This is a genomic window from Amycolatopsis sp. NPDC114505, from assembly GCF_055633615.1.
In genome coordinates this window covers 687445-711499 of the sequence record NZ_JBVKDV010000002.1, presented here as the reverse complement: position 1 = coordinate 711499, position 24055 = coordinate 687445, and the positions used below count along the sequence as shown (strand labels likewise).

At 70.4% G+C, this 24055-nt stretch carries 23 protein-coding genes; 13 read left to right on the top strand and 10 right to left on the bottom strand.

All coding sequences use genetic code 11. The annotated features are described in order from the left end of the window. The first annotated feature begins 68 nt into the window (after positions 1–68). The 6 genes from mptB to ACZ7OU_RS21375 all read left to right on the top strand — a co-directional run bounded on the left by mptB (position 69) and on the right by ACZ7OU_RS21375 (position 5708). Complete coding sequence (gene mptB / locus ACZ7OU_RS21400) at positions 69–1694, top strand: polyprenol phosphomannose-dependent alpha 1,6 mannosyltransferase MptB (protein ID WP_470257639.1); 1626 nt, start codon at positions 69–71, stop codon at positions 1692–1694. A gap of 6 nt (positions 1695–1700) precedes the next feature. Further along, positions 1701–2627 carry an ABC transporter ATP-binding protein gene (locus tag ACZ7OU_RS21395; protein WP_470238329.1) on the top strand — a complete coding sequence of 309 codons (927 nt, stop codon included), beginning with the start codon at positions 1701–1703 and terminating at the stop codon, positions 2625–2627. Further along, positions 2624–3409 (top strand): ABC transporter permease, encoded by a 786-nt coding sequence (locus ACZ7OU_RS21390; protein WP_470256352.1) that lies wholly within the window; start codon positions 2624–2626, stop codon positions 3407–3409. Before ACZ7OU_RS21395 ends, ACZ7OU_RS21390 begins: the two co-directional genes overlap by 4 nt. A 95-nt stretch (positions 3410–3504) precedes the next feature. Next, the gene (locus ACZ7OU_RS21385; RefSeq protein WP_360471800.1) at positions 3505–3699 is read left to right on the top strand and encodes a hypothetical protein; all 195 of its coding nucleotides are present in this window, start codon (positions 3505–3507) and stop codon (positions 3697–3699) included. Positions 3700–3782: 83 nt separating this feature from the next. Continuing rightward, positions 3783–4742 (top strand): COX15/CtaA family protein, encoded by a 960-nt coding sequence (locus tag ACZ7OU_RS21380; protein ID WP_470256351.1) that lies wholly within the window; start codon positions 3783–3785, stop codon positions 4740–4742. A gap of 48 nt (positions 4743–4790) precedes the next feature. After that, positions 4791–5708, top strand: coding sequence for an acyl-CoA desaturase (locus tag ACZ7OU_RS21375; protein ID WP_470256350.1), 918 nt, complete (start codon positions 4791–4793; stop codon positions 5706–5708). Positions 5709–5952: 244 nt separating this feature from the next. On the opposite strand, the gene ACZ7OU_RS21370 is transcribed toward ACZ7OU_RS21375, so the two are convergent. The 3 genes from ACZ7OU_RS21370 to ACZ7OU_RS21360 all read right to left on the bottom strand — a co-directional run bounded on the left by ACZ7OU_RS21370 (position 5953) and on the right by ACZ7OU_RS21360 (position 8702). Then, on the bottom strand, positions 5953–7179 hold the full coding sequence (locus tag ACZ7OU_RS21370) for a hypothetical protein (protein WP_470256349.1): 1227 nt from the start codon (positions 7177–7179) through the stop codon (positions 5953–5955). Between the two features lie 375 nt (positions 7180–7554). Beyond that, positions 7555–8415 carry an ATP-grasp domain-containing protein gene (locus ACZ7OU_RS21365; RefSeq protein WP_470256348.1) on the bottom strand — a complete coding sequence of 287 codons (861 nt, stop codon included), beginning with the start codon at positions 8413–8415 and terminating at the stop codon, positions 7555–7557. After that, positions 8412–8702 (bottom strand): hypothetical protein, encoded by a 291-nt coding sequence (locus ACZ7OU_RS21360; RefSeq protein WP_470256347.1) that lies wholly within the window; start codon positions 8700–8702, stop codon positions 8412–8414. The genes ACZ7OU_RS21365 and ACZ7OU_RS21360 overlap by 4 nt, the downstream gene beginning before the upstream one ends. 93 nt (positions 8703–8795) lie before the next feature. On the opposite strand from ACZ7OU_RS21360, the gene ACZ7OU_RS21355 reads away from it, so the two are divergent. Continuing rightward, positions 8796–9764, top strand: coding sequence for a quinone oxidoreductase family protein (locus tag ACZ7OU_RS21355; protein WP_470256346.1), 969 nt, complete (start codon positions 8796–8798; stop codon positions 9762–9764). On the opposite strand, the gene ACZ7OU_RS21350 is transcribed toward ACZ7OU_RS21355, so the two are convergent. From ACZ7OU_RS21350 to ACZ7OU_RS21325, 6 genes are all read right to left on the bottom strand, one after another. Continuing rightward, entirely contained in the window at positions 9754–9885 is a 132-nt protein-coding gene (locus ACZ7OU_RS21350) for a hypothetical protein (protein ID WP_470256345.1), read from the bottom strand. The two genes, ACZ7OU_RS21355 and ACZ7OU_RS21350, sit on opposite strands and share 11 nt — an antisense overlap. 95 nt (positions 9886–9980) lie before the next feature. Beyond that, the gene (locus ACZ7OU_RS21345; RefSeq protein WP_470256344.1) at positions 9981–10544 is read right to left on the bottom strand and encodes an FKBP-type peptidyl-prolyl cis-trans isomerase; all 564 of its coding nucleotides are present in this window, start codon (positions 10542–10544) and stop codon (positions 9981–9983) included. 10 nt (positions 10545–10554) lie between these two features. Beyond that, positions 10555–12798, bottom strand: coding sequence for a HelD family protein (locus tag ACZ7OU_RS21340; RefSeq protein WP_470256343.1), 2244 nt, complete (start codon positions 12796–12798; stop codon positions 10555–10557). 62 nt (positions 12799–12860) lie between these two features. Continuing rightward, positions 12861–13475: a hypothetical protein gene (locus ACZ7OU_RS21335; RefSeq protein ID WP_470256342.1), complete on the bottom strand. Its 615-nt coding sequence runs from the start codon at positions 13473–13475 to the stop codon at positions 12861–12863. Then, positions 13475–13885 (bottom strand): hypothetical protein, encoded by a 411-nt coding sequence (locus ACZ7OU_RS21330; RefSeq protein ID WP_470256341.1) that lies wholly within the window; start codon positions 13883–13885, stop codon positions 13475–13477. The genes ACZ7OU_RS21335 and ACZ7OU_RS21330 overlap by 1 nt, the downstream gene beginning before the upstream one ends. A 77-nt stretch (positions 13886–13962) precedes the next feature. Beyond that, positions 13963–14943 (bottom strand): heme o synthase, encoded by a 981-nt coding sequence (locus ACZ7OU_RS21325; protein ID WP_470256340.1) that lies wholly within the window; start codon positions 14941–14943, stop codon positions 13963–13965. A gap of 295 nt (positions 14944–15238) precedes the next feature. On the opposite strand from ACZ7OU_RS21325, the gene tkt reads away from it, so the two are divergent. Genes tkt through pgl form a run of 6 tightly spaced genes read left to right on the top strand, consistent with a single transcriptional unit; the run spans position 15239 to position 23410 of the window. Beyond that, positions 15239–17338 (top strand): transketolase, encoded by a 2100-nt coding sequence (gene tkt, locus ACZ7OU_RS21320; RefSeq protein WP_470256339.1) that lies wholly within the window; start codon positions 15239–15241, stop codon positions 17336–17338. A gap of 11 nt (positions 17339–17349) precedes the next feature. Then, on the top strand, positions 17350–18462 hold the full coding sequence (gene tal / locus ACZ7OU_RS21315; protein ID WP_470238348.1) for a transaldolase: 1113 nt from the start codon (positions 17350–17352) through the stop codon (positions 18460–18462). Between the two features lie 7 nt (positions 18463–18469). After that, positions 18470–20092 carry a glucose-6-phosphate isomerase gene (locus ACZ7OU_RS21310; RefSeq protein ID WP_470256338.1) on the top strand — a complete coding sequence of 541 codons (1623 nt, stop codon included), beginning with the start codon at positions 18470–18472 and terminating at the stop codon, positions 20090–20092. Then, entirely contained in the window at positions 20089–21612 is a 1524-nt protein-coding gene (zwf, locus tag ACZ7OU_RS21305; RefSeq protein WP_470238350.1) for a glucose-6-phosphate dehydrogenase, read from the top strand. The genes ACZ7OU_RS21310 and zwf overlap by 4 nt, the downstream gene beginning before the upstream one ends. Next, positions 21609–22634, top strand: a complete 1026-nt coding sequence (opcA, locus tag ACZ7OU_RS21300) for a glucose-6-phosphate dehydrogenase assembly protein OpcA (RefSeq protein ID WP_470256337.1) — start codon at positions 21609–21611, stop codon at positions 22632–22634. The genes zwf and opcA overlap by 4 nt, the downstream gene beginning before the upstream one ends. Beyond that, the gene (gene pgl, locus ACZ7OU_RS21295) at positions 22631–23410 is read left to right on the top strand and encodes a 6-phosphogluconolactonase (RefSeq protein WP_470238352.1); all 780 of its coding nucleotides are present in this window, start codon (positions 22631–22633) and stop codon (positions 23408–23410) included. Before opcA ends, pgl begins: the two co-directional genes overlap by 4 nt. A 52-nt stretch (positions 23411–23462) precedes the next feature. Here pgl and ACZ7OU_RS21290 read toward each other — a convergent pair whose 3' ends face one another. Continuing rightward, a complete protein-coding gene (locus ACZ7OU_RS21290; RefSeq protein ID WP_470256336.1) occupies positions 23463–24026 on the bottom strand; it encodes a TetR/AcrR family transcriptional regulator in 564 nt (187 codons plus the stop codon). Positions 24027–24055: the final 29 nt, after the last annotated feature.

Genomic DNA, 24055 nt, shown 5'->3' with positions numbered 1-24055 from the left:
GACTCACTCGCCGGTGGCCCCGATACCCTGCACCCGTGGCAGTGGGTGAACAGGACCAGCAGGCGACGGTGCTCGCGACCGAGGACGCCCACCCCGTGACGCTCTCACCCGTCCGGCCCCTCGAACCCCTCCCCCTCGAAGCCGACGAGCAGCGCGGGCTCAACGTCGTGCGCCGCTTCGGCACGATCGGGTCGCTCTTCCTCGCCCTCGGCTCCCTCGGCGCCGGCGCCGCCCCGGTGATCAACCCGGTGCAGGAGATCCCGGTGCTGCGGCTGTTCACCCGGATCCCGACGGTGTCGCTGGCCATCGCGATCTCCGGGATGGGCATCCTCGTGCTCAGCTGGCTGATGCTCGGGAAGTTCGCCCGGCCCGACCGCGCCCGGCTCGCGTCGCAGGGCCAGCTCGCGCGCACGATCGCGCTGTGGGTGCTGCCGCTGCTGGTCATCCCGCCGCTGTTCTCCCGCGACGTCTACAGCTACCTCGCGCAGAGCGAGATCGTGCACCGCGGCATGGACCCCTACGTCCTCGGCCCGGCGCAGGCCCTCGGCGTCGCCGACCCGTTCACCGCGGGCGTGTCGAACATGTGGCGCGAGACGCCGGCCCCGTACGGGCCGCTGGTGCTGCGCCTCGGCGGCTGGCTCGCGCCGCTGTCCGGCAACAGCATCGCCATGGGCGTGCTCCTGCAGCGCGTGCTCGCCCTGGCCGGCGTGGTCCTCATCGTCTGGGCGCTGCCCCGGCTGGCCCGCCGCTTCGGCGTCCAGCCCGCGACCGCGCTGTGGCTCGGCGCCCTGAACCCGCTGCTGATCTTCCACTTCGTCGCCGGCGCCCACAACGACGCGCTCGCCATCGGCCTGATGCTGGCCGGGCTGGAGGTCGGCATCCGCAAGCTGCCGATCCGGGTGAAGGGCGACACGCCACCACCGCTGGCCCGCGGCGAGCTGCTCTACATCGGGCTCGGCGTGGCGATCATCACGCTCGGCGTCGCGGTGAAGGTCCCCGCGGTGTTCGCGCTGCCGTTCTTCGCGGTGATGGTCGCGCGCCGCTGGCACGGCCGGCTGAAGGACCTGTTCCTGGCCGGGGCGCCGATGGCGGCGTGGTTCGGCGTGGTGCTGACCGCCGTGTGCTTCGGCAGCGGGCTCGGGTTCGGCTGGGTGGGTGCGACGTTCAACACGCCGGGTCTCGTCCGGTCGTGGATCTCCCCCACCGCCGAGCTGGCCAACCTCTCCGGTGTCCTCGGCATCGCCCTCGGCCTGGGCAACCACACCAACGGGCTGGTGCCGATCCTCGGCGCGCTCGGCTACCTGGTCGCGGTCGCCATCACGGTCAAGTTCCTGTGGGACAGCTTCAAGTGGCGCTACCGGCCGATCATCGGCCTCGGCGTCTCCCTCGGCGCGGTGATGATCCTGCAGATCAACCTGCAGCCCTGGTACCTGCTGTGGGCGGTGATCCCGCTGGCGGCCGCGGCCGGGACGTCCCGGTTCCGGGTGGCCGCGGCGGTCGTGTCCGCCGCCCTGCCGTTCCTGCTGCCGCCCACCGGCAGCACGTTCGACGGCCGCCCGTACGTGCTCCCGTTCGCCTACGTCGCGGCGATCGTGGTGTGCGGCGGCGGGATGCTGATCGTGCGGCGGCTCGCGCCCGTCCTGCTCTCCAGGCCGTCCCCGCGGGTGCCCGCGCGGGCCGACGCCGTATCGTGACCCGATGTGAGTGCCCCCGCCGTCGAGATCACCGGGCTGGTCAAAAGCTACGGCTCCACCCGCGCGGTCGACGGTCTCGACCTGCGGATGGAGCGCGGCAGCCTGCTCGCCCTGCTCGGCCCGAACGGGGCCGGCAAGACCACCACCGTCGAGGTCTGCGAAGGCTTCATCAAGCCTGACGCGGGTTCTGTCCGGGTTTTGGGACTCGATCCGGTCCGTGAATCGGCCGCGCTGCGCCCCCGCGTCGGGATCATGCCCCAGGGCGGCGGCGCCTACCCCGGCGTCCGCGCCGACGAGATGCTCGGGCTCGTGGCGTCCTGCGCGGCCTCCCCGCTGGACCCGGCCTGGCTGCTGGACATCCTCGGGCTGACGACGGTCCGGCGGACGCCGTTCAAGCGCCTGTCCGGCGGGCAGCAGCAGCGGCTTTCCCTGGCGTGCGCGCTGGTCGGGCGCCCGGAGCTGGTGTTCCTCGACGAGCCGACCGCGGGCATGGATCCCCAGGCCCGGCGCCTGGTGTGGGACCTCCTGGGCGCGTTGCGCCGCGACGGCGTCTCGGTGCTGCTGACCACGCACCTGATGGAGGAGGCCGAGGCACTGGCCGACACGGTGGTGATCGTGGACCACGGCAAGGTGGTCGTCTCCGGAGCGCCCCAGTCCTTGACGATCGACGAGAGCGGCAACGCGGGCCTCCGGTTCAAGGCCCGCACGCGGTTGGACACGGCGTTGCTGACGGCGGCGCTCCCGGAGGGGTACGCGGTGCGCGAGTCGGCACCGGGCACGTATGTCGTGGTGGGGTCGGTCGACCCGCAGGTCGTGTCGACGGTCACGGCGTGGTGCGCACAGCAGGGCGTGCTGCCGGAGGAGCTGCAGGTCGGCAAGCGAACGCTCGAGGAAGTCTTCCTGGAGCTGACCGGGCGGGAGCTGCGGGCATGAGCGTGTTCGAGCCCGGTGTGTTCGTCCCGGCACCCGGACGGGGGTCGCTGGGCCGGATGCTGCGCACGCACGCGCGGGTCGAGGCGAGCCTGACGTTGCGCCACGGCGAGCAGGTGCTGTTGACGCTGCTCATCCCGCTGGCGTTGCTGATCGGGTTGTCACTGCTGGACATCCTGCCGGCCTCCCAGCTCGGCTCGACGTCCAAAGTGGACTGGATCACGCCCCGCATCCTGGCACTGGCGGTGATGTCCTCGGCATTCACCGGCCAGGCGATCGCCCTGGGGTTTGATCGGCGTTACGGGGTACTGAAGCGCCTGTCGGCGACGGCGTTGCCGCGGTGGCTGCTGGTGGCCGGGCGTCTGATGGCCGCGCTGGTGGTGGTCGTGCTGCAGTCGGTGATCATCGGTGTGGTGGCGGCGTTCCTGGGGTGGTCGCCATCTCCTGCCGGACTCGCTTCGGCGGTGCTGCTGCTGGTGTTGGGGACGCTGGCGTTCGGGGCGCTGGGCGTGCTTTTGGGCGGGGCTTTGCGCGCCGAGGCCGTGCTGGCGCTGGCGAACATCGTGTGGTTCGTGTTGTTGCTGGCGGGCGGGATCCTGCTGGCGCCGTCCGCGTTGCCGTCGGGGCTGGCTCGCGTGGTGGAGCTGCTGCCGTCGGGTGCGTTGGCGGAGGGGATGCGTGCGGCGCTGGTGGACGGGGCTTTCGCTCCCGGGCCGATGGCGGTGCTGGCGGTGTGGGCGGTGCTCGCGGGGGCACTGGCTTCCCGCACGACCAAGCTCACCTGAGTCCGATCAAGACGGGTAGAAGTGACCTCACGGACCGCGCGCCGTCCTGAAAAGGTCATCCGGATTCGCATCCGGACCCCAGGGGGCTGCTTCACATGGTTTCGAAAACCCGCGTCTTCTTGATCATGCTGCTCCTGCTCGTGGTGGCGATCGGTGCAATCATCCTCCTGGTGAAGGTGGACGCGGGAGCGTTCTGGATCCGGACGGTTCCCCTGGCCGTGCTGGGCTTCGGGGCGGTCATCGCACAGTCGATGGGCCTCTTCCAGAAGAAGGCGAAGAAAACCGAGTGACCTAGGTCCCTTGCGCACTTCCGGTCACTCTGGGCGCCGGGACCTGCCGAAAGCCGTATTTCCGCGCGCTCTACCATCGATGGGTGCCGTTCACCAGCCTTGTCGCCCGCCTGCCGTACCCCTCCGCCGCCGTGCAGCGGGCCGTCGGGATCGCCGCGGTCCTCGCGCAGGCGCTGATCGGCGTCACCGGCTCCATCGTGCGCGTCACCGGCTCCGGCCTCGGCTGCCCGACCTGGCCGCAGTGCGTCGCCGGCAGCCTGGTCCCGGTCGACCACCCGGGCATCCACGCGCTCAACCAGTGGATCGAATTCAGCAACCGGATGCTCACCGGTGTCGTCATCGCCGTCGCCGCGGTCGCCGTCATCACGGCGTGGCGCGTGCAGATCGACCACCCGGGCCGCACCCGCCTGGTCAAGCTGGCCTGGACGATGCCCGGCGGCGTCGTGCTGCAGGCCGTCGTCGGCGGGATGACCGTGCTCGCCAAGCTCGAGTGGTGGACCGTCGCGATCCACTTCCTCGCCACCACTCCCCTCGTCTGGCTCGCGGTCCTGCTGCTGCGCGCGTTCCGCGAAGGCGACGAACCCGCGCGCTCGCTGGTCCCCCACCGTTCGATCCTGGTCGCGCTGGCCGTGGTGATGTGGCTGGTGCTCGCGGCGGGCACGACGGTCACCGGCGCCGGCCCGCACAGCGGCGACATCAACACGCACCGCCTGGCCGTCCCGGTCGAGACGCTCGCCCAGGTCCACGGCGGACTGCTGGTGCTCTACATGCTGCTGCTCGCGGTGTTCGGCCTCCAGCTGATGCGCATCGGCGCGCCGAAGGGGCTGTGGCAGCGCTACATCTGGGTCTGGGTGATCGCGCTGGCGCAGGGCGGGCTCGGCTCGCTGCAGTACGCGCTGGGCGTGCCGGAGGCGATGGTGTCGTTCCACGTCCTCGGCGCGATGGCGGTGATCATCGCGACGGCGTCCCTGTGGATCGGCAGCCGCGACCGCGGCCCGGTCGTCTCGCTGACGGCGGCCCCTAAGGAACTCGCCACCGCCTGAGCAACCGCCGGTCACACCGCCTTAACTCGCACCGCATAGGGTCTGCGCATGACGACGCGCTCCGCGCCCAAGCCGATCATCTCCCACCGCCGGGGGACCGGCGAGATGCTCGTGCTGAAGACGTTCCTGCTGGTGCCGTTCGCGGCACTCCTCGTCGCGGTCCCGCTGGTGTGGGGCTGGGGCATGAGCTGGATCGACCTGATCCTCGCGGCGGTGTTCTACGTGTTCGCGACCCTCGGCGTGACGGTCGGCTTCCACCGCTACTTCACGCACGGCGCGTTCAAGGCGTCGCGTCCCCTGCGGGTGGTGCTGGCGATCGCGGGCAGCATGGCGGTGCAGGGCTCGGTGATCTTCTGGGTGGCGAGCCACCGCAGGCACCACGCGTTCGCCGACCGCGAGGGCGACCCGCACTCGCCATGGCTGTTCGGCACATCACCATCGGCCCTGCTGCGCGGCTTCTGGCACGCGCACATGGGCTGGATGTTTTCCCGCGAGGTGACCAACGCGGACCGCTTCGCCCCGGACCTGGTGGCGGACGACGATCTGCGGGTGGTCAACCGGTACTTCTGGCTGTGGATCACGCTGAGCCTGGCCCTGCCGGCCGCGCTGGGCGGGCTGCTGTCGTGGTCGTGGTGGGGCGTCGTGACGGCGTTCTTCTGGGCCGGGCTGGTGCGGATCGCGTTCCTGCACCACGTGTCGTGGTCGGTGAACTCGATCTGCCACCTGATCGGGGAAAGGCCGTTCGCTTCACGCGACAAGGCGGCCAACTTTTGGCCGCTGGCGATCCTGTCGATGGGCGAGAGTTGGCACAACTCGCATCACGCTGATCCGACTTGCGCGCGTCACGGGGTGTTGCGGGGACAGGTCGACGTTTCGGCTCGGGTGATCCGGACCTTTGAGCAACTCGGCTGGGCGACTGATGTCAGGTGGCCGAGGGCCGAGCGGTTAGCCGCCAAGCGGGCGTAGCGGGTGCCGATGCGAGGCCACGCCGAAGCGTGGCGCTCTTCCTGCTTTGGAGCCGCGGGGCCGGCTAATTGCCCGTGTTCCCCCCGCCGTTGCCACTGCCGTTGCCGCCGCCACCGTTGTGCCTCACGCAGAACTTCCCTTCACTCATGGTGAAGAGAAACTACCTTTAGTAGCAGATGTTGCTGAGAGCATCCCCTCGTAAGCACTCCGGAGTCAGGCAGTACCCTAAGGTTTGGCCGGGCAGCTACGGCTGAGGCCACCGGAAAACGATCCCGTACTCCTCCCGTGGATGACACGGATCGACGAACGTGTGCTCTACGAAACCGTCTTCGATCGTCAACAAGCGCGGGTCACCCGCCGGCGGCCGGCGGAGGCGTTCGTGATCGGTTTGCTCCGCATACCACCAGCAAGCCTCCGGCAGGCACTGCTCGTCGAAACTGATCTGGATCATCAGCCCGGCGATCGGCTCGCCATAGCGATCGGTCTCCGCCGGCGCGACACCGTGGTGGTCGACATCGACGTTGACCCACTCGCGTTCCTGGTCGAGACGATTGTCGGTCGCTTCGGAAACGAAGCTGTAGCGCTGCCCACGACGCAGCTTCGTCCGGAAGCGCAGCCTGGCCAGGAGCGGGTCGCCGGGATGCACACCGGGCACGGTGACCAGCCGGCAGTTCCAGATCGCCCGGACGGGGATGTCGGCGAGGTCGCCGGTCCACCCGGTCAACGCGTGCACGTCGTAACCGTCAACACCGTCCGCACAAGCGGTGACGACACGCTTGGTGGTCCGGCTCAGCGCAGTTCTCCGGCGCATGACCACCCGGACGAGCATGCGTTCCATGAACACCGGTTGCGCACCCTGAGACGGAGCCCGCTGATGGGGAATCCGAGCCAGCCGACCGCCTGGCTGTTCCGGCAAACCGTCCTTTGCTGCCTTGCCGATCTCTACCCGCTCTTGCCAGTCCCGGCCGTCGAATCCGAGCAACACCAGCTGTTGCTCGAGCGAAGAGGCGAGACGCTCGATCGCGCGTTTCCAAGCTTTGTGCATCGGCGCTGTCGTCGTGGGCGAGGGATCGCCGAAGACCTTCGGAAGCGCCAGCAACTGCTTGAAGCGATCTTCGAGGGTAGCCTTCCATTCCGTGTCGGACCCGGGAGGCGGCGGCAGCCGGAACGCCGCTTTCAACGAGTTTCGCCGCCTCGAGTCGTTCCCGGACCCCACTTTTCCGAGTTCTTCGACAATGAGGCCCCAGACCGCCAGCGCCCGCGTTTCCGGCGTACCGGCGGGCAGCGAGGCGCTCGACTCGGTCAAGACGCCGAGCGCGACCGCGGACCCGCTCTCCGGGTCGTCGATCGCGTGACGCAGGAACTGCAGAGGCTCCCCCTTCGTCCGGGTGGCCAGCCACCGCAGAGCCGAAACCACCGCCGAGACGGCTTCCCCGTCCGCGACGGACACACAGTCCAGCTGCCCGGTCAAGACGGCCCTCCATCCGTTGCATGGTCCGGCAATGATCGAAAACCCGGGACAACGGCAAGGCGAGCGGAGAGCACCACCCGGCACCGAAAAACCACCACCGGAAACAAAAGATCATTCCCGGCCACCAGCGCCTGGGTCACCATTGACCTCAAGGTGTACTAGTACACGATACGGAGGGGTAGAACAATGGCGAAGAGGCCTGGTGGCAGACCAGACAACCCGGTCAGCCGAAACGACGCGCGAAGCCTCCAGGAATTGATCAAGGTCGGCTTGAGCGGAATCGGCGGGCTCTACCTGATCACGGGCTCGCTGGCCGTGACCACGATCGGCGCGATCGTCGCCTTGGCGCTGGCGGCCGTGCGAACGTCCCGGTGACTACGCCAGCTGCTGCCGCACCGCCGAGGCGAACCGCAGCGCCGCCGACGGATCCGTCTGGCGGAACCCCAACGACGGCTCCGTCAGCTCCAGCTCCAGCAACAACGGCTTCCCATCCGAACCCCGCACCACATCCACCCGCGCGTACAACAGCTCGGCCCGCAGGATCCCCAGCAACGCCGAAGCCGCGTCCAGCACGTCCTCCGCCAAAGCCACAGCATCAGCAGGCGGGGAGGCCGCGGCCAACGATTCGGAAAGGTACAGCCCCGACGAATCCATTTCGGACCCCAGCATCGCACCCTTGGTGAACGCGTGCGAGTAGAACCCGCCCAGGTAAACCAAAGCCAGCTCACCAGAAGTGTCCACACTGGACTGATACGGCTGGATCAGCGCCGTGTGGCCGTCGGCGTGCAAAGAAGCCACGTGCGCCGAAGCGTCCGCTCCGGCCGCGAACCGGGCCGCCCCACGGGAACCCGCGCCCACCGAGGGCTTCACCACGAAGTCCGACGATGGAAAACGAGCCGTGTCGCCCGGAGAAACCAGCGTTGTCGGGACCACCGCGACACCCGCGTCGAGCAGCTCCGCGAGGTACGACTTGTCCGTGTTCCACCGGACCACCGCCGCCGGGTTGTACAGCGATGGGACCGACTCGCACCACGCGAGGAACTCCGGACGCCGCGAAGGATAATCCCACGTCGCGCGGAGGATCACCGCGTCCGCCGAGGAGAAATCGGCCGGAGAGTCCCATGCCGCCCACGACACCGAGAATCCCAGTGACTCCAGGGCCGGCACCACCGCGTCGTCGTCGCCGTCGCCCGAGGGGAGCTCTGCGCAGCCGACCAGGATTGCTGTGCGCTTCACCGGCCCGCCATCTTGCGGCGGTGCTCCGGGCCGATCTTCGTGGCCTTCACCGTCTCCGCGTCCCACGTTGCCGGTGCGAGGTCCTCGACCGCCTCGATCAGGGCCGAGCCCGTCTCGACGCTGGGGACCACGACGTCACCGAGCGCGCCGTCGGCTCCGATCAGCACCACGCGGGCGCCCGCGCGGCCGATGTTCTCCACCACCGCGCGGGACGGCTTGCCGTGCGCCTTCACGAACTTGCGGGCCGCGCCCAGCTGCGCGCTGGTGGGCGAAACAGTCTCTTCCACGTCCCGAACCGTACCCAACCGGCCGCCGGAACGCGGAACAGCGTGGCGTCGGCCATAGTTGTGCCTGGGAGGAACCCGACCCCAGGAGGACGCATGCCCACCGCAGTGCAGGTGACGAAGACCGGCGGCCCGGAAGTGCTCGAAGCGGCCGAAGTGGACGTCCGCGCCCCGGAGGCCGGCGAACTGCTGGTCGACGTCGCCGCGGCCGGCGTCAACTACATCGACACCTACCAGCGCCAGGGCATCTACCCGATCGACCTGCCGTTCGTGCTCGGCCTCGAGGGCGCGGGCACGGTCGTCGAGGCCGCGCCCGGCACCGGGTTCGAGGCCGGTGACCGCGTCGCCTGGCAGGGCTCCCTCGGCAGCTACGCCGCGCGCAAGATCGTGCCGGCGGAGATCGCCGTGAAGGTACCCGAAGGTGTCTCTCTCGAGACGGCCGCCGCGACCATGCTGCAGGGCATGACGGCGCACTACCTGGTCGCCTCGACGTTCGAGGTCAAGGCGGGCCACGACGTGCTGGTGCACGCGGCCGCGGGTGGCGTCGGCCTGCTGCTGGTGCAGCTGGCGAAGGCGCGCGGCGCGCGCGTCATCGGCACGGTGTCGACCGAGGAGAAGGAGAAGCTCGCCCGCGAAGCCGGCGCCGACGAGGTGATCCGCTACGACCGCGACGACTTCGCGAAGATCACCCGCGAGCTGACCGGCGGCGACGGCGTCGACGTCGTGTACGACGGCGTCGGCAAGGACACGTTCGACGGCAGCCTGGCCAGCCTCAAGGTCCGCGGCCTGCTGGCGCTGTTCGGCGCGTCCAGCGGCCCGGTCCCGCCGATCGACCCGCAGCGCCTCAACTCCGGCGGCTCGCTGTACCTGACCCGCCCGACGTCGGCGCACTACACGCGCAGCCGCGAGGAGATCGACTGGCGGTCGAAGGAGCTGTTCGACGCGATCCTCGCGGGCGACCTCACCGTCCGCATCGGCGGAAAGTACCCCCTGGCCGACGCCCGGAAGGCGCACGAGGACCTTCAGGGCCGACGGACCACCGGCAAGCTGCTGCTCATTCCTTGACCCACACCGCGCGCCAGTGGAAGCCGTCCTGCTCGGCGCGCTCGGCGGTGAACTCGACGTCGGCGCCCACGGTCAGCTGCCGGAACGCGTGCGGCGGGGCCTCGACCATCGAGTAGTGCACCCAGACGGGGTCGTCGAAGCCCGGTGCTTCGACGACCCCCCAGCCGTCTTCGACGTGCCATTCGCGGACGCGGCCGCGGTGGGTGTCCAGGAGACTCAGCCCTGGTTGCCCGGCACCGTCACCGCGTCGGTGACGAAGACCAGCGTCTCGTTCGGCTTGATGCCGCGGCCGCCCTCGCCGTACGCGAGGTCCGGCGGGATGATCAGCAGGCGGCGGCCGCCCTGCTTGATGCCCTCCAGGCCCTTGTCCCAGCCCGGGATGACCTCGCCCGCGCCGAGGGTCAGGTCGAACGGCTTCTGGCCGAACGAGCTGTCCAGCACCTGCTTGTCCGACCACGTCACCAGGTGGTAGTTCATCTGGAGCTGCTGGCCGGCCTTCGCGCCGGTGCCGGTGCCCTCGGACAGGTCCTTGGTGATCAGCTTCTTCGGCGGGTCGCAGTCGTCCGGGATGGTGATCTCCGGCTTCTCGCCGAACTTCCCCGTCGTCTTGATGTCGTCCGCGGTGCACTCGCGGCCCTTGCTCTGGGTCGCCTGCGCGGCGTCCGACGACGGGACGGACGGGCCCGCCGGGGCCGCCGTCTGGGTCTTGGCGTCCTGGCCGCACGCGGCCAGCGACAGCGCCGCCGCGGCGGCGACCACGATCTTCCCGATCTTCTGCATGCCGGGCACCCTAGCCAAGCACGGAGAGTGCCGGGACGTCGTCACCCGTGGCGACCACGCCGAGCCGCCGGGTAGCGCGCGTCAGGGCCACGTACAGGTCGTTGAGCCCCCGCGGCGAGCCCGCCACGACCTCGTCGGGCGCGACCAGCACCACCGAGTCGAACTCCAGGCCCTTCGCCCGCTCGACCGTCAGCACGCTCAGCCGCTCGTCGTGCTCCGAAAGCCACGACGACACCTCGTCGAACCGGGCCGCGGGCACCAGGACCGCGACCGTGCCACCGTCCACTTCGGACAGTTCACGCTCGACCAGCCCGGGCAGCTCCGAGGCCAAGGACGAAGGCCGCACCGACCACGGCGCCACCCCGGTCTCCCGCACCGAAGACGGCGCCGACAACGCCGGGTCGACCTCCGCGAGCACGCGGGCCGCGACCGCCATGATCTCCGCGGGCGTGCGGTAGTTCACGGTCAGCTGCTCGAGCCGCCACCGGTCCGCGACGTACGGCGACAGCGCCTCGCCCCACGACCGCGCGCCGCCGGCCGCGCCGGTCTGCGCGACGTCGCCGACCAGCGTCATCGAGCGGTTCGGCGAGCGGCGCATGAGCAGCCGCCAGTCCATCGCCGAGAGCTCCTGGGCCTCGTCGACGATCACGTGCCCGAACGTCCAGGTCCGGTCCTGCGCGGCGCGCTGGGCGGCGGTCAGCTCGCTGCGCTCCACCTGGCGCTCGGCGAACAGCTCGGCGTCGAGGACGTCGGAGACGCGCAGCATCTCCTCGTCGATGATCTCCTCGTCCTGTTCGAGGATGTCGAGCACGCCCTCGGCGTAAGCGCGGTCCTCGCGCTCACGGCGTTTGCGCTCGACGCGGGCCTCGGTGTCGTCGACGCCGATCAGCTCGGCCAGCTCGTCGAGCAGCGGCACGTCGGCCGGCGTCCACTTTGCCTCCCGGCCGCTCTCCAGCAGCGCCCGGTCCTCGTCCGACAGCAGCTTCCGCGCCGCGCTGGAGAGGCGTTCGCGGTCGGCGAACAGGTCGTCGAGCACGCCTTCCGGAGACAGGACCGGCCAGAGGGAGTTCAGGGCCGCGGCGATGTTTTCGTCCGCGGCCAGCTCGGCGCGGATGTCCTGGAGGTCCTGCCCGTCGAGGAGGTCGTCCCCCAGCTTGCGGGCGGCCTGGCGGGTCAGCGCGTCGAGGACGTCGGAGACGAACAGGCGCCGCGCCGGGTTGTGCGGACGCCGCGAGCGGCGGGCGCGGGTGCGGGCGTCGGTGCAGGTCTTGCGGTCCAGCCGCAGCACGTCGTGCTCGTACTCGATCTCCATGACCGGTTCGGGCACGCGCTGGCGGTCGCGCACGGCGTTGGCGAGCACCTCGGCCATGACCAGCCGGCCCTTGACCTCGGTCGTTTCGCGCGCCTCGACGCCGTCGGCGTCCAGGCCCGGGTAGAGCTGCCCGACGGTGGCGAGCAGCACGCCGGTCTCGCCGAGCGACGGCAGCACCTGGCCGATGTAGCGCAGGAACGTGCTGTTCGGCCCGACGACGAGCACGCCGCGGGTGGTGAGCTGCTGGCGGTGCGTGTAGAGGAGGTAGGCCGCGCGGTGCAGCGCGACGGCGGTCTTGCCGGTGCCGGGGCCGCCCTGCACGACCATGACACCGCCCAGCGGGGCGCGGATGATGCGGTCCTGCTCGGCCTGGATGGTGGCGACGATGTCGCTCATCTCACCGGTGCGCCGCTGCTCGAGCGCGGCGAGCAGCGCGGCCTCGCCGGCCAGGCCGAGGTCCTGGCCCTGGTCGGCGGCGGTGAGGTCGAGGATCTCGTCGTCGAAGCCGGTGACCTTGCGGGTCAGCGACCGCAGGTGCCGGCGCCGCCGCACGCCGTCGGGCGACGCGGCGGTGGCGAGGTAGAAGGGCCGCGCGACGGGCGCCCGCCAGTCGACGAGCAGCGGCCGGTAGTCGTCGTCTTCGTCGAACAGCCCGAGCCGGCCGATGTAGGTGGTCTCCTCGGCGTTGCTGGGGACGAAGTCGAGCCGCCCGAAGGCCAGCCCCTGCTCGACGGAGCCGAGCTGGGCGAGCCGGTCGGTGTAGAGGGTGGTGGCGACGTCGCGTTCGGTGCGGGCCTGCGGGGTGCCGCCGGTCTGGCGGAGGGTCTCGTCGAGGCGCCGCTGGGCCTCGACGCGTTCGGCGTCGAGCTTCGCGTAGAGGGTGGTGACGTAGGCCTGCTCGCGGGCGAGCTCGGCGGTGAAGCCGTCCGAGGACACGGACAAGAGGATCCTGCTTTCGCCTCAAGGAAAAGAGCCGGTCAAGTCTAACGACCCCGGCGGCGCGATCATTCCGGCCCGAGGGCGCAGTACGGGTAGACCTCGCTGCCTGCAGCGACGACGACCGGCAGCACCTTCTCCCCCACCGCGCACGACACGCTCGCCGCCGGCAGTGACTCCGCTCCGGTGAGCCGGCCGGCCGGGTCGCGGTGGAGGACCGCCGCGCCTTGGCTGGTCAGCGCTCGGCAGTTCGCCGAGTGGTAGCGGACTCCGCCTGGGACGACCGTCGCCGTCACCGGGGTGAAGCCGCCGAGGGACTCCGGGGGCAGCCACGTCGCCGGGCCCGGCTCGGGCCGGTCCAGGGCGATGCCGATCCGCTCCCCCGGCAGCAGCAGCGGCACTTCCACCGTCCGGGAGCCCGACGTCACCGGGATCCGGTAAGCAGCCAAGGTGCTCGTGTTCTCCACCACAGCCGCGTCCGGTCCCTGTTCGGCGACCCGCACTACGCCGCCGTCCGGGGCCGGGCCGGGAACTGCCGTGATCCGCGACGGAATCGCGCAGGCGGTGCCCAGGAGCGAGTTCGTGTCGAGCGACACCTTCCCGCGGCCGAGGAACGCCAGGAGGCCGAGGACCACGACCGCCGCCAGCACGGCCACGACCCGGTCCTTGCCGAGGCGCGGCATCACGGCTTGCTCGAGCTCGAGACGCTGTAGAGGTCGCCGGCCTGCCCGTAGTACGAGCCCGCGACCACGAAGACCAGGATCCCCGCGTCCGGCTGCCGGTACGTGCGCAGCTCGTCCGGGTCCGACGGGTACGGCACCTCGTCCAGCCGCACGCCGCGCTCGGCGAGCAGCGCGCTGACTTCGGCGAACGGCACCGGGCCGGCGAACGGGCCGTAGCGATCGCGGACCAGGCGGTTGATCATCTCGGGGTCGCGGTACCGGAGCCGGTGGGCCTGGACCGAGAAGTGGGTCCCCACCCACGGGTGCCCGGGACCGGGACGCTGCCAGAAGAACTCGGCCAGGCCGTGGTCGCGCCCCAGCGTGTGCTTCGAAGGGTTGTCGCCGTAGTCGTCGCCCAGCAGCGAAGCCACCCGCTCGGGTGACCACGTGTGGTCGGCCCCGAGGACGGTGCCCGACTCGATGATGTCGGCGAAGAACTCCGCCGGGCTCAGAACGGCAGGCCGAGGGTGGGCAGGCCGATGGCCGAGTCGACCGCCAGCGCCACGAACACGATCATCAGGTACGTGTTCGACCGGTGGAACAGCGACATCGGCTTCGTCTCTTCACCACGCCGCACCGCGGCTTGCAGGCTGTGCGCGTAGAAGAGGAACCAGCCGCCCGCGAGGATCGCGAACGAGCCGTACAGCCACGACGTCACCGGGAGCAGCAGCAGCGTCCAGCCCACCATCACCCACGAATAGATGACGATCTGCTTGGCGACGTGCTCGGCCGTGGCCACGACCGGGAGCATCGGGACGCCCGCGCGCTCGTAGTCGTCGCGGTACTTCATGCCCAGCGCCCACGTGTGCGGCGGTGTCCAGAAGAAGATGACGCCGAACATCACGAACGCCGGCCACTGCACGGTGCCGGTGACGGCCGCCCAGCCGATGACGACCGGCATGCAGCCCGCCGCGCCGCCCCAGACCACGTTCTGCGACGTGCGCCGCTTCAGCCCGAGCGTGTAGACGAAGATGTAGAAGAGGATCGTCGCGACGGCGAGGATCGCCGACAGCATGTTGACCGTGAAGTAGAGCACCACGGCCGAGGCGACGCCCATGACCAGGCCGAAGATCAGCGCGCCGCGCCGCGGCACCGAGTCCTTCACCAGCGGACGGCGCTTCGTGCGGTTCATCACCTTGTCGATGTCCGCGTCGATCACGCAGTTGAGCGCGTTCGCGCTGCCCGCGGCCATCGTCCCGCCGACCAGCGTGGCCAGTACCAGCCACGGCGAGGGGATCTGACGGCCGGCGAGGAACATCGCCGGGATGGTGGTCACCAGGAGGAGCTCGATCACCCGCGGCTTCGCGAGCGCGGCGTAGGCGCCGACGACCTGGCGCACGCTTCGCCGGTCACCGTGCGGTCGCTCACCGGTCGGGTGCACGGCGCTGGTGTCGTCACTGCGTCCGTGCGCAGCGTTCACCAACGACATTTCACTCCCTGTGTCAGGTTCGGGGCGGGCCCGAGGACCGGAGGCGTGTGGTGCCGCTGAAAACCGCCGGTCTGAACCCTCGAACGATGTTAGACGTGGTGAATCCCGTGGGTGATCGCGGGTCTGGAACGGGTCCAAGCACTAGGCTGGCCGGGTCGGGCCGCGATTGCCCCTGCGCACGGCCGCGAGCAGGAATATCGTCCCTTCGGGATCGATTGAGATAGATGTCCGTGCGCACGGGTAACCGGAACGAGGAAGACCAGCCGCAACCATCATGACCGGGAGTTGGAGTTCAGTGTCCGAAACCGCCCCTACCAGCGAGAACAACCCACTCCTCCGGCGTAACGTCCCCGCCGACTGGACCGACACCGACACCCGCGCCGTGGACACCGTCCGGGTGCTCGCCGCGGACGCGGTCGAGAACTGTGGCAGCGGCCACCCCGGTACCGCGATGAGCCTGGCCCCGCTCGCCTACACGCTGTTCCAGCGCACGCTGCGGCACGACCCGAACGACCAGAACTGGCCGGGCCGCGACCGCTTCGTGCTGTCGGCCGGGCACTCGAGCCTGACGCTCTACATCCAGCTGTACCTCGCCGGCTACGGCCTCGAGCTCGAGGACCTCAAGCAGCTGCGCAAGTGGGGCTCGAAGACCCCGGGGCACCCGGAGTACCGCCACACCGACGGCGTCGAGACCACCACCGGCCCGCTCGGGCAGGGCCTGGCGAACGCCGTGGGCATGGCGATGGCCGCCCGCCGCGAGCGCGGCCTGCTGGACCCGGACACCGCGCCCGGCGAGAGCATCTTCGACCACTTCGTCTACGCCATCGCCTCCGACGGCGACATCGAAGAGGGCGTCACGGCCGAGGCGTCGTCGATCGCCGGCCGCCAGGAGCTGGGGAACCTGATCGTCTTCTGGGACGACAACAAGATCTCCATCGAGGACGACACGAACATCGCCCTTTCGGAGGACACGGTCGCGCGCTACGAGGCCTACGGGTGGCACACCCAGGTCGTCGAGGGTGGCGAGGACGTCGTCGCGATCGAAGAGGCCATCAAGAACGCGAAGGCCGAGACCGGCCGCCCGTCGTTCATCGCGGTGAAGACCGTGATCGGCTACCCGGCCCCGAAAAAGATGGGCACCGGCAAGGCGCACGGCGCCGCGCTGGGCGCCGAAGAGGTCGCCGCGGTCAAGAAGATCCTCGGCTTCGACCCGGAGCAGTCGTTCCAGGTCGAGGACGACGTGATCAAGCACACCCGCCAGGCGCTCGACCGCGGCAAGGCCGCGCACGCCGAGTGGGCCGAGAAGTTCGAGGCGTGGGGCAAGGCCAACCCGGAGCGCAAGAAGCTCGCGGACCGGATGTCCACCCGCACCCTGCCCGAGGGCTTCGCCGACAACCTCCCGAAGTGGGAGCCGGACGCCAAGGGCGTCGCCACCCGCAAGGCCTCCGGTGAGGTGCTCAACGCGCTCGCCGAGCCGCTGCCGGAGCTGTGGGGCGGCTCGGCCGACCTGGCCGAGAGCAACAACACCACGATGAAGGGCGCCGACTCGTTCGGCCCGGAGAAGGCTTCCACGGACATGTGGAAGACCAGCCCGTACGGCCGGACGCTGCACTTCGGCATCCGCGAGCACGCCATGGGCTCGATCCTCAACGGGATCGCGCTGCACGGCGGCACCCGCCCGTACGGCGCGACGTTCCTGATCTTCTCCGACTACATGCGCCCGCCGGTCCGGCTGGCCGCGCTGATGAAGGCGCCGGTCACCTACGTCTGGACGCACGACTCGATCGGCCTCGGCGAGGACGGGCCGACGCACCAGCCGATCGAGCAGCTCTCTGCGCTGCGCGCGATCCCGGGCCTCAACGTCGTCCGCCCGGCCGACGCCAACGAGACCGCGTACGCGTGGAAGGCCGTGCTGGAGGACATCCACCACCCGTCCGGCCTGGCGCTCACCCGCCAGAACGTGCCGGTGCTCGAGGGCACCAGCGCCGAAGGCGTCGCCAAGGGCGGGTACGTGCTCGCTGATTCGGACGGCACGCCGGACGTCGTGCTGATCGGCACCGGCTCCGAGGTCCAGCTCGCCGTCGAGGCGAAGAAGGTCCTCGAGGCCGACGGCGTCAAGGCGCGCGTCGTCTCGATGCCGTGCGTCGAGTGGTTCGACGCGCAGGACGCGGCCTACCGCGAATCCGTCATCCCGGCCGGTGTGAAGGCGCGCGTGTCCGTCGAGGCGGGCATCGCCCAGTCGTGGCACCGCTTCACCGGTGACGCCGGGGTGAACGTTTCGATCGAGCACTTCGGCGCCTCCGCCGATGCCGCCACACTGTTCCGTGAGTTCGGTTTCACCACGGAGGCAGTCGTCGACGCGGCCCGCCGCTCGATCGCCAACACCAAGAACTGAGAGGGACATAGATGAGCAACGACAAGCTCGCGCAGCTGTCCGCGGCCGGTGTTTCGATCTGGCTGGACGACCTCTCGCGCGAACGCCTGACCACCGGCAACCTCGCGAGCCTGATCCGCGACAAGCACGTCGTCGGCGTGACGACCAACCCGACGATCTTCGCCAACGCGATGTCCAAGGGTGACGCCTACGACGAGCGGACGAAGGAGCTCGCCGCCCAGGGCGCCGACGTCGAGGCGACCATCCGCGACCTGACCACGACCGACGTGCGCAACGCCGCGGACCTGTTCCGCGACGTCTACACCGCCACGAACGGCGTCGACGGCCGCGTGTCGATCGAGGTCGACCCGCGCCTGGCCAAGGACACCGACAAGACGGTGGCCGAGGCCCAGGACCTGTGGAAGACCGTCGACCGGCCGAACACGCTGATCAAGATCCCGGCCACCGAAGAGGGCCTGCCGGCGATCACCCGCACGCTCGCCGAGGGCATCAGCGTCAACGTCACGCTGATCTTCTCCGTCGAGCGCTACAAGAAGGTCATCGAGGCCTACTTCGCCGGTCTGGAGCAGGCGAAGGCCAACGGCCACGACCTGCGCGGCATCCACTCGGTGGCGTCGTTCTTCGTGTCCCGTGTGGACACCGAGATCGACAAGCGCCTGGAGGCCATCGGCTCGGACGAGGCGCTGGCCCTGCGCGGCAAGGCGGCCGTCGCCAATGCCCGGCTCGCCTACGCGGCCTTCGAGGAGCTGTCGGCCACGGACCGCTGGAAGGCCCTCGCGGCCGACGGCGCGAACGCGCAGCGCCCCCTCTGGGCCTCCACCGGCGTCAAGAACCCGGACTACTCCCCCACGCTCTACGTCGACCAGCTCGTGGTGAAGGACACCGTCAACACGATGCCGGAGAAGACCATGGACGCGGTCGCCGAGCACGCCGAGATCACCGGTGACCAGGTCTCCGGCCGCGGCGCCGAGGCGCAGGAGGTCTTCGACAAGCTCTCCGCCGTGGGCATCGACATCCCGGACGTGTTCGTCGTCCTGGAGAACGAGGGCGTCGAGAAGTTCGAGAAGTCCTGGACGGAACTGCTCGAGACCGTGAACGGCCAGCTCGAAAAGGCGAAGGGCTGAAGCACGAATGACGACAGGCGAAAAGACCGGCGTCGAGATCGTGGACGCCGAACTGGCGGAGCGCGCCGCGCCGCTGGCCGAGCGACTGGTCGCCGACCAGGCCGCGTCGAAGCTGGCGGCCAAGGACGCCACGCTGTGGGGGCCGGACGCCGAATCCGAGGCGTCGATCCGGCTGTCGTGGACGACGCTGCACAAGTCGTCCCGGCCGCTGATCGGCGAGATCGAGGCGCTGCGGACCGAACTGCGGTCCGAGGGCGTCGACCGCGTGGTGCTGGCCGGCATGGGCGGCTCGTCGCTGGCGCCGGAGGTGATCACCGCCACCGACGGCGTCGCGCTGACCGTGCTCGACACCACCGATCCCGGCCAGGTCGCCGACGCGCTGGCCGGTGACCTCGAGCGCACGGTGATCGTGGTGTCGTCGAAGTCGGGCGGCACCGTCGAGACCGACAGCCACCGGCGGATCTTCGCGAAGGCGTTCACCGACGCGGGGATCGACGCGGCCCGGCGGATCGTGGTCGTCACCGACCCGGGCTCGCCGTTCCAGGAACTGTCCGAAAAGGAGGGTTACCGCAAGACCTTCCTCGCCGACCCGCACGTCGGCGGCCGCTACTCGGCGCTGACCGCGTTCGGGCTCGTCCCGGCCGGCCTCGCCGGCGCGGACGTCGCCCGGCTGCTCGACCAGGCCGCTTCGGTGGCCGAAGAGCTCGGCGCCGACGACGCGGCCAACCCGGCGGTCAAGCTGGCCGCCGCGTGGGCCGCCGCGCACGAAGCGGGCGCGGAGAAGCTCGTGCTGGCCGACTCCGGCTCCGGCATCAAGGGCTTCCCCGACTGGGCCGAGCAGCTGATCGCGGAGTCCACCGGCAAGCAGGGCACCGGGTTGCTGCCGGTCGCCGTCGAAGGCACCGAGGCGCCCGGCTTCGCCGACGCGAAGTCCGACGCCACCCCGGTCGCCATCGGCAGCCCGAAGGGGGCGGCGAAGATCGCCGTCACCGGCTCGCTCGGCGCGCAGATGCTGCTCTGGGAGTTCGCGACGGCGCTCGCCGGCCGGCTGCTCGGGATCAACCCGTTCGACCAGCCCGACGTCGAAGCCGCGAAGAAGGCGGCGCGCGCGCTGCTGGACGACCCGGAGAAGCTGAAGGGCGGCGAAACGGCGTCCAATGTGGACGGACCGGTCGAGATCTTCGGCAGCGACGGGGTGTCCACCGACGGCAGCCTGACCGACGTGCTCCGCGCGTTCTTCGCTTCGGCGCCGGACAAGGGTTACATCGCGGTGCAGGCTTACCTGGACCGCCTCGAAGACGCGTCGACCGAGCTGCTGCGCGGGGAAATCGCGAAGCGGACCGGCCTGCAGACGACGTTCGGCTGGGGACCGCGGTTCCTGCACTCCACCGGCCAGTACCACAAGGGCGGGCACCAGAACGGCGTGTTCCTGCAGCTCACCGGCGCCGTCGAGCAGGACCTCGACGTGCCGGACCGGCCCTACACCCTGGGGCAGCTGCAGCACGCGCAGGCACTGGGCGACGGGCAGGTGCTCGCCGAGCACGGCCGCCCGGTGCTGCGCCTGCACCTGACCGACCGGGCCGCGGGCCTCGCGGCCGTCGTCCGCGCGGTACAGGAGGTCGGCGCATGACCTGGACCAATCCCCTTCGCGATCCGCGGGACAAGCGGCTCCCGCGCATCGCCGGGCCGTCCAGCCTGGTGATCTTCGGGGTCACCGGCGACCTGGCCCGCAAGAAGCTGATGCCCGCCATCTACGACCTGGCCAACCGCGGGCTGCTGCCCGCCGGCTTCTCGCTCGTCGGGTTCGCCCGGCGCGACTGGGAGCACCAGGACTTCGGCGAGCTCGTGCACGACTCGGTCAAGGCGCACGCACGGACGCCGTTCAAGGAGTCGGTGTGGAACCGGCTCGCCGAAGGCATCCGGTTCGTGCAGGGCACCTTCGACGACGACGACGCCTTCGACCGGCTCGCGCAGACGGTCAAGGACCTCGACAAGGAACGCGGCACCGGCGGCAACACGGCGTTCTACCTGTCGATCCCGCCCGGCGCGTTCCCGGTGGTGACCAAGCAGCTGGCCCGTTCCGGGCTGGCCAACGCGGACGAGAACACCTGGCGCCGCGTCGTCATCGAGAAGCCGTTCGGCCACGACCTCAAGAGCGCCGAAGAGCTGAACGCGATCGTCAACGACGTCTTCCCCGAGGAGTCGGTGTTCCGCATCGACCACTACCTCGGCAAGGAGACGGTGCAGAACATCCTGGCGCTGCGCTTCGCGAACCAGCTGTTCGAGCCGATCTGGAACGCCAACTACGTCGACCACGTGCAGATCACCATGGCCGAGGACATCGGCCTCGGCGGCCGCGCGGGGTACTACGACGGCATCGGCGCCGCTCGCGACGTCATCCAGAACCACCTGCTGCAGCTGCTGGCCTTCACCGCGATGGAGGAGCCGCTGTCGTTCGACCCGCGGGCCCTGCGCGCGGAGAAGATCAAGGTGCTCTCGGGCACCAAGCCCCTGGAGCCGCTGGACAAGACGACCGCGCGCGGCCAGTACGCGGGCGGCTGGCAGGGCGGTACGAAGGTGCCCGGCCTGCTGCAGGAAGAGGGCTTCGCGAAGGACTCGAAGACCGAAACCTACGCGGCCGTGACGCTCGAAGTGCAGAGCCGCCGCTGGGCCGGGGTGCCGTTCTACCTGCGCACCGGCAAGCGGCTCGGCCGCCGCGTCACCGAGATCGCCGTCGTGTTCAAGCGGGCGCCGCACTTGCCGTTCGACTCGACGTCGACCGAGGAGCTGGGGCAGAACGCCCTGGTCATCCGCGTGCAGCCGGACGAGGGCATCACGCTGCGGTTCGGCTCGAAGGTGCCGGGGACCACGATGGAGGTCCGCGACGTCACGATGGACTTCGGCTACGGGCACGCGTTCACCGAGTCCTCCCCCGAGGCCTACGAACGCCTGATCCTCGACGTCCTGCTCGGCGAGCCGTCGCTGTTCCCGGTGAACGAAGAGGTCGAGCTCTCCTGGAAGATCCTCGACCCGATCCTGGAGAACTGGGCCAAGGAAGGGTCGCCGGAGCAGTACCCGCCGGGCACCTGGGGCCCGCCGTCCGCCGACGAAATGCTGGAGCGCACCGGCCGCAAATGGAGGCGCCCGTGATCATCGACCTGCCGTCCACCACGACTTCGGCGTTGAACAAGAAGCTGGTGGAGATCCGCGAACAGGGCGGGCAAGTCGCGCTCGGCCGGGTACTGACGCTGGTGATCGTCGCCGACGACGACTCCAAGCTCGAGGAGGCGATCGAGGCGGCCAACGGCGCGAGCCGCGAGCACCCGTCGCGGGTGATCGTGGTCGCCAAGGGCGCCCGCACGGCGGCTCCGCGCATCGACGGCCAGATCCGGGTCGGCGGCGACGCCGGCGCGAGCGAGGTCATCGTGCTGCGCCTGTACGGCCCGCTGGCCGCGCAGGGCCAGAGCGCGGTCGTGCCGCTGCTGCTGCCGGACGCGCCGATCGTCACCTGGTGGCCCAGCGCCGGCCCGAAGGACCCGGACAAGGACCCGCTCGGTGAGCTGGCCCAGCGCCGGATCACCGACTCGGCCGCGGAGAAGAGCCCGGTCAAGGCGCTGACCACGCGGGCCAAGGCCTACACGGCCGGCGACACCGACCTGGCCTGGACGCGGCTGACGCACTGGCGAGCCCAGCTCGTCTCCGCGCTGGACCTGCCGCCGTACGAGAAGATCAGCGGCGCGACGGTGACCGGCGAGGCCGACTCGCCGTCGACCGAGCTGCTGGCCGCGTGGCTGGCCGAGTACCTGAAGGTGCCGGTCAAGCGGGTCAAGAGCTCGGGTGCGGCCGGGATCATCTCGGTGACGCTGGACCGGCGTTCGGGCGCGGTGGAGCTGCACCGGCCGGACGGCCGCGTCGGCACGCTGACCCAGCCGGGCCAGCCGACCCGGCGGATCGCCCTGCAGCGGCGCAGCACCCAGGACTGCCTGATCGAGGAGCTGCGGCGGCTCGACCCGGACGAGGTCTACGAGGCGGCGCTGCACGGCCTGGGCAAGATCACGTCCGGCACCAACGGCAAGACGGGGGCGCCGGCGAAGGCCGATGTCACGTCTCCGGCCGCGGCGGCCGCTTCGGCACCTTCGAAGGCGCCGGCTTCGGCGAAGGCCAAGAAATGAGCAAGACCGAGGTCGTCGTCTACGCGAACCAGGACCTGCTGGCGGCCGCGGCGGCCGCCCGGCTGGTCACGCGGCTGGTGGACGTCCAGGCGGCCAAGGGCTCGGCGTCGCTGGTGCTCACCGGCGGCGGCACCGGGATCGCGGTGCTGTCGGAGCTGCGGGCGTCGTCGGCCCGGGACGCGATCGACTGGTCCCGCTTGGACATCTACTGGGGCGACGAGCGGTTCGTCCCGGCGGACTCGGACGAGCGGAACGAGAAGCAGGCCCGCGAAGCGCTGCTGGACCACGTGCCGCTGGACCCGAAGCGGATCTACGCGATGGCGCCGTCGGACGGCGAGTTCGGCGACGACGTGGACGCGGCCGCCGCGGCGTACGCGGACGTGCTGGCGTCGAACGCGGGGCCGGAGGACCACGGCGACGTGCCGTCGTTCGACATCATGCTGCTGGGTCTCGGCGGCGAAGGGCACACCGCGTCGGTGTTCCCGGAGTCGCCGGCGGTGTACGAGACCGAGCGTTCGGTGGTGGCGGTGCGCAACTGCCCCAAGCCCCCGCCGACGCGGATTTCGCTGACACTGCCGGCGATCCGCCAGGCTCGCGACATCTGGCTGATGACCGCCGGCGAGGCGAAGGCGGACGCGGTGGCGCTGGCGTTGTCCGGCGCCGGCGAGGTCCAGCTGCCGGTGGCCGGAGCCCGCGGGCACCGGCGGACGTTGTGGCTGCTGGACCGCGCGGCCGCTGGGAAGCTGACGAAGGTGTACCAGCCGCCCACGGCTTGAGCCGGTTTTTGGAGGCCCCCTGCTCCGGCAGGGGGCCTCCGTCGTTTTCGGGCTACTTCACCCGCCAGCCGCGGCCCAGGTTGCCGAAGATCTCCTCCGCGGCCCTTCTCGGGTTCTCCGCGCCCACGATCAGCTCTCGCGACGCCAGCGCGAACCGCGCCAGGGACGCGCACGAGACGTCACCCTCGGGTGCGTTCATCTCCTCGGCGATCGCTCGGGCCAGCGCCGTCTCGTGGCGCATCCACATGCGGCGGCCGTAGTCGCGCAGCACCGGGGTGCTCTCGATCAGCCGGAAGAATTCGGGGCTCGGGCCGCCGTCGGCGCTGTCGCGCAGCATGTGCTCGCGCAGGGCGTCCACGATCGTGTGGCCCGGTGGGCGGCCGCGCACCGCTTCGACCAGGGCCGCCTCGATGTCGTCGTCCTGGTCGAACAGCAGCGCTTCCTTGCTGGGGAAGTACTTGAACAGCGTCGTCACCGAGACGTCGGCGGCGTCCGCGACGTCCTTGACCCCGACCTCGTCGTAACCGCGTTCGAGGAACAGCTCCAGCGCGGCGTCGGCCAGCGCCTGGCGGGTCTGCGCCTTCTTGCGCTCGCGGCGCCCGATCACTTCGGTCATGCCCGCAGCCTACGTGATGGTGGACTCAC

What these genes read in the sequence shown, in the direction of transcription:
- ACZ7OU_RS21390 (WP_470256352.1), top strand. Translation starts at nt 2,624, where the DNA reads ATGAGCGTGTTCGAGCCCGGTGTGTTCGTCCCGGCACCCGGACGGGGG.
- ACZ7OU_RS21385 (WP_360471800.1), top strand. Translation starts at nt 3,505, where the DNA reads ATGGTTTCGAAAACCCGCGTCTTCTTGATCATGCTGCTCCTGCTCGTG.
- ACZ7OU_RS21375 (WP_470256350.1), top strand. Translation starts at nt 4,791, where the DNA reads ATGACGACGCGCTCCGCGCCCAAGCCGATCATCTCCCACCGCCGGGGG.
- ACZ7OU_RS21355 (WP_470256346.1), top strand. Translation starts at nt 8,796, where the DNA reads ATGCCCACCGCAGTGCAGGTGACGAAGACCGGCGGCCCGGAAGTGCTC.
- ACZ7OU_RS21345 (WP_470256344.1), bottom strand. Translation starts at nt 10,544, where the DNA reads ATGCAGAAGATCGGGAAGATCGTGGTCGCCGCCGCGGCGGCGCTGTCG.
- ACZ7OU_RS21335 (WP_470256342.1), bottom strand. Translation starts at nt 13,475, where the DNA reads ATGCCGCGCCTCGGCAAGGACCGGGTCGTGGCCGTGCTGGCGGCGGTC.
- ACZ7OU_RS21325 (WP_470256340.1), bottom strand. Translation starts at nt 14,943, where the DNA reads ATGTCGTTGGTGAACGCTGCGCACGGACGCAGTGACGACACCAGCGCC.
- tal (WP_470238348.1), top strand. Translation starts at nt 17,350, where the DNA reads ATGAGCAACGACAAGCTCGCGCAGCTGTCCGCGGCCGGTGTTTCGATC.
- ACZ7OU_RS21310 (WP_470256338.1), top strand. Translation starts at nt 18,470, where the DNA reads ATGACGACAGGCGAAAAGACCGGCGTCGAGATCGTGGACGCCGAACTG.
- zwf (WP_470238350.1), top strand. Translation starts at nt 20,089, where the DNA reads ATGACCTGGACCAATCCCCTTCGCGATCCGCGGGACAAGCGGCTCCCG.
- pgl (WP_470238352.1), top strand. Translation starts at nt 22,631, where the DNA reads ATGAGCAAGACCGAGGTCGTCGTCTACGCGAACCAGGACCTGCTGGCG.
- ACZ7OU_RS21290 (WP_470256336.1), bottom strand. Translation starts at nt 24,026, where the DNA reads ATGACCGAAGTGATCGGGCGCCGCGAGCGCAAGAAGGCGCAGACCCGC.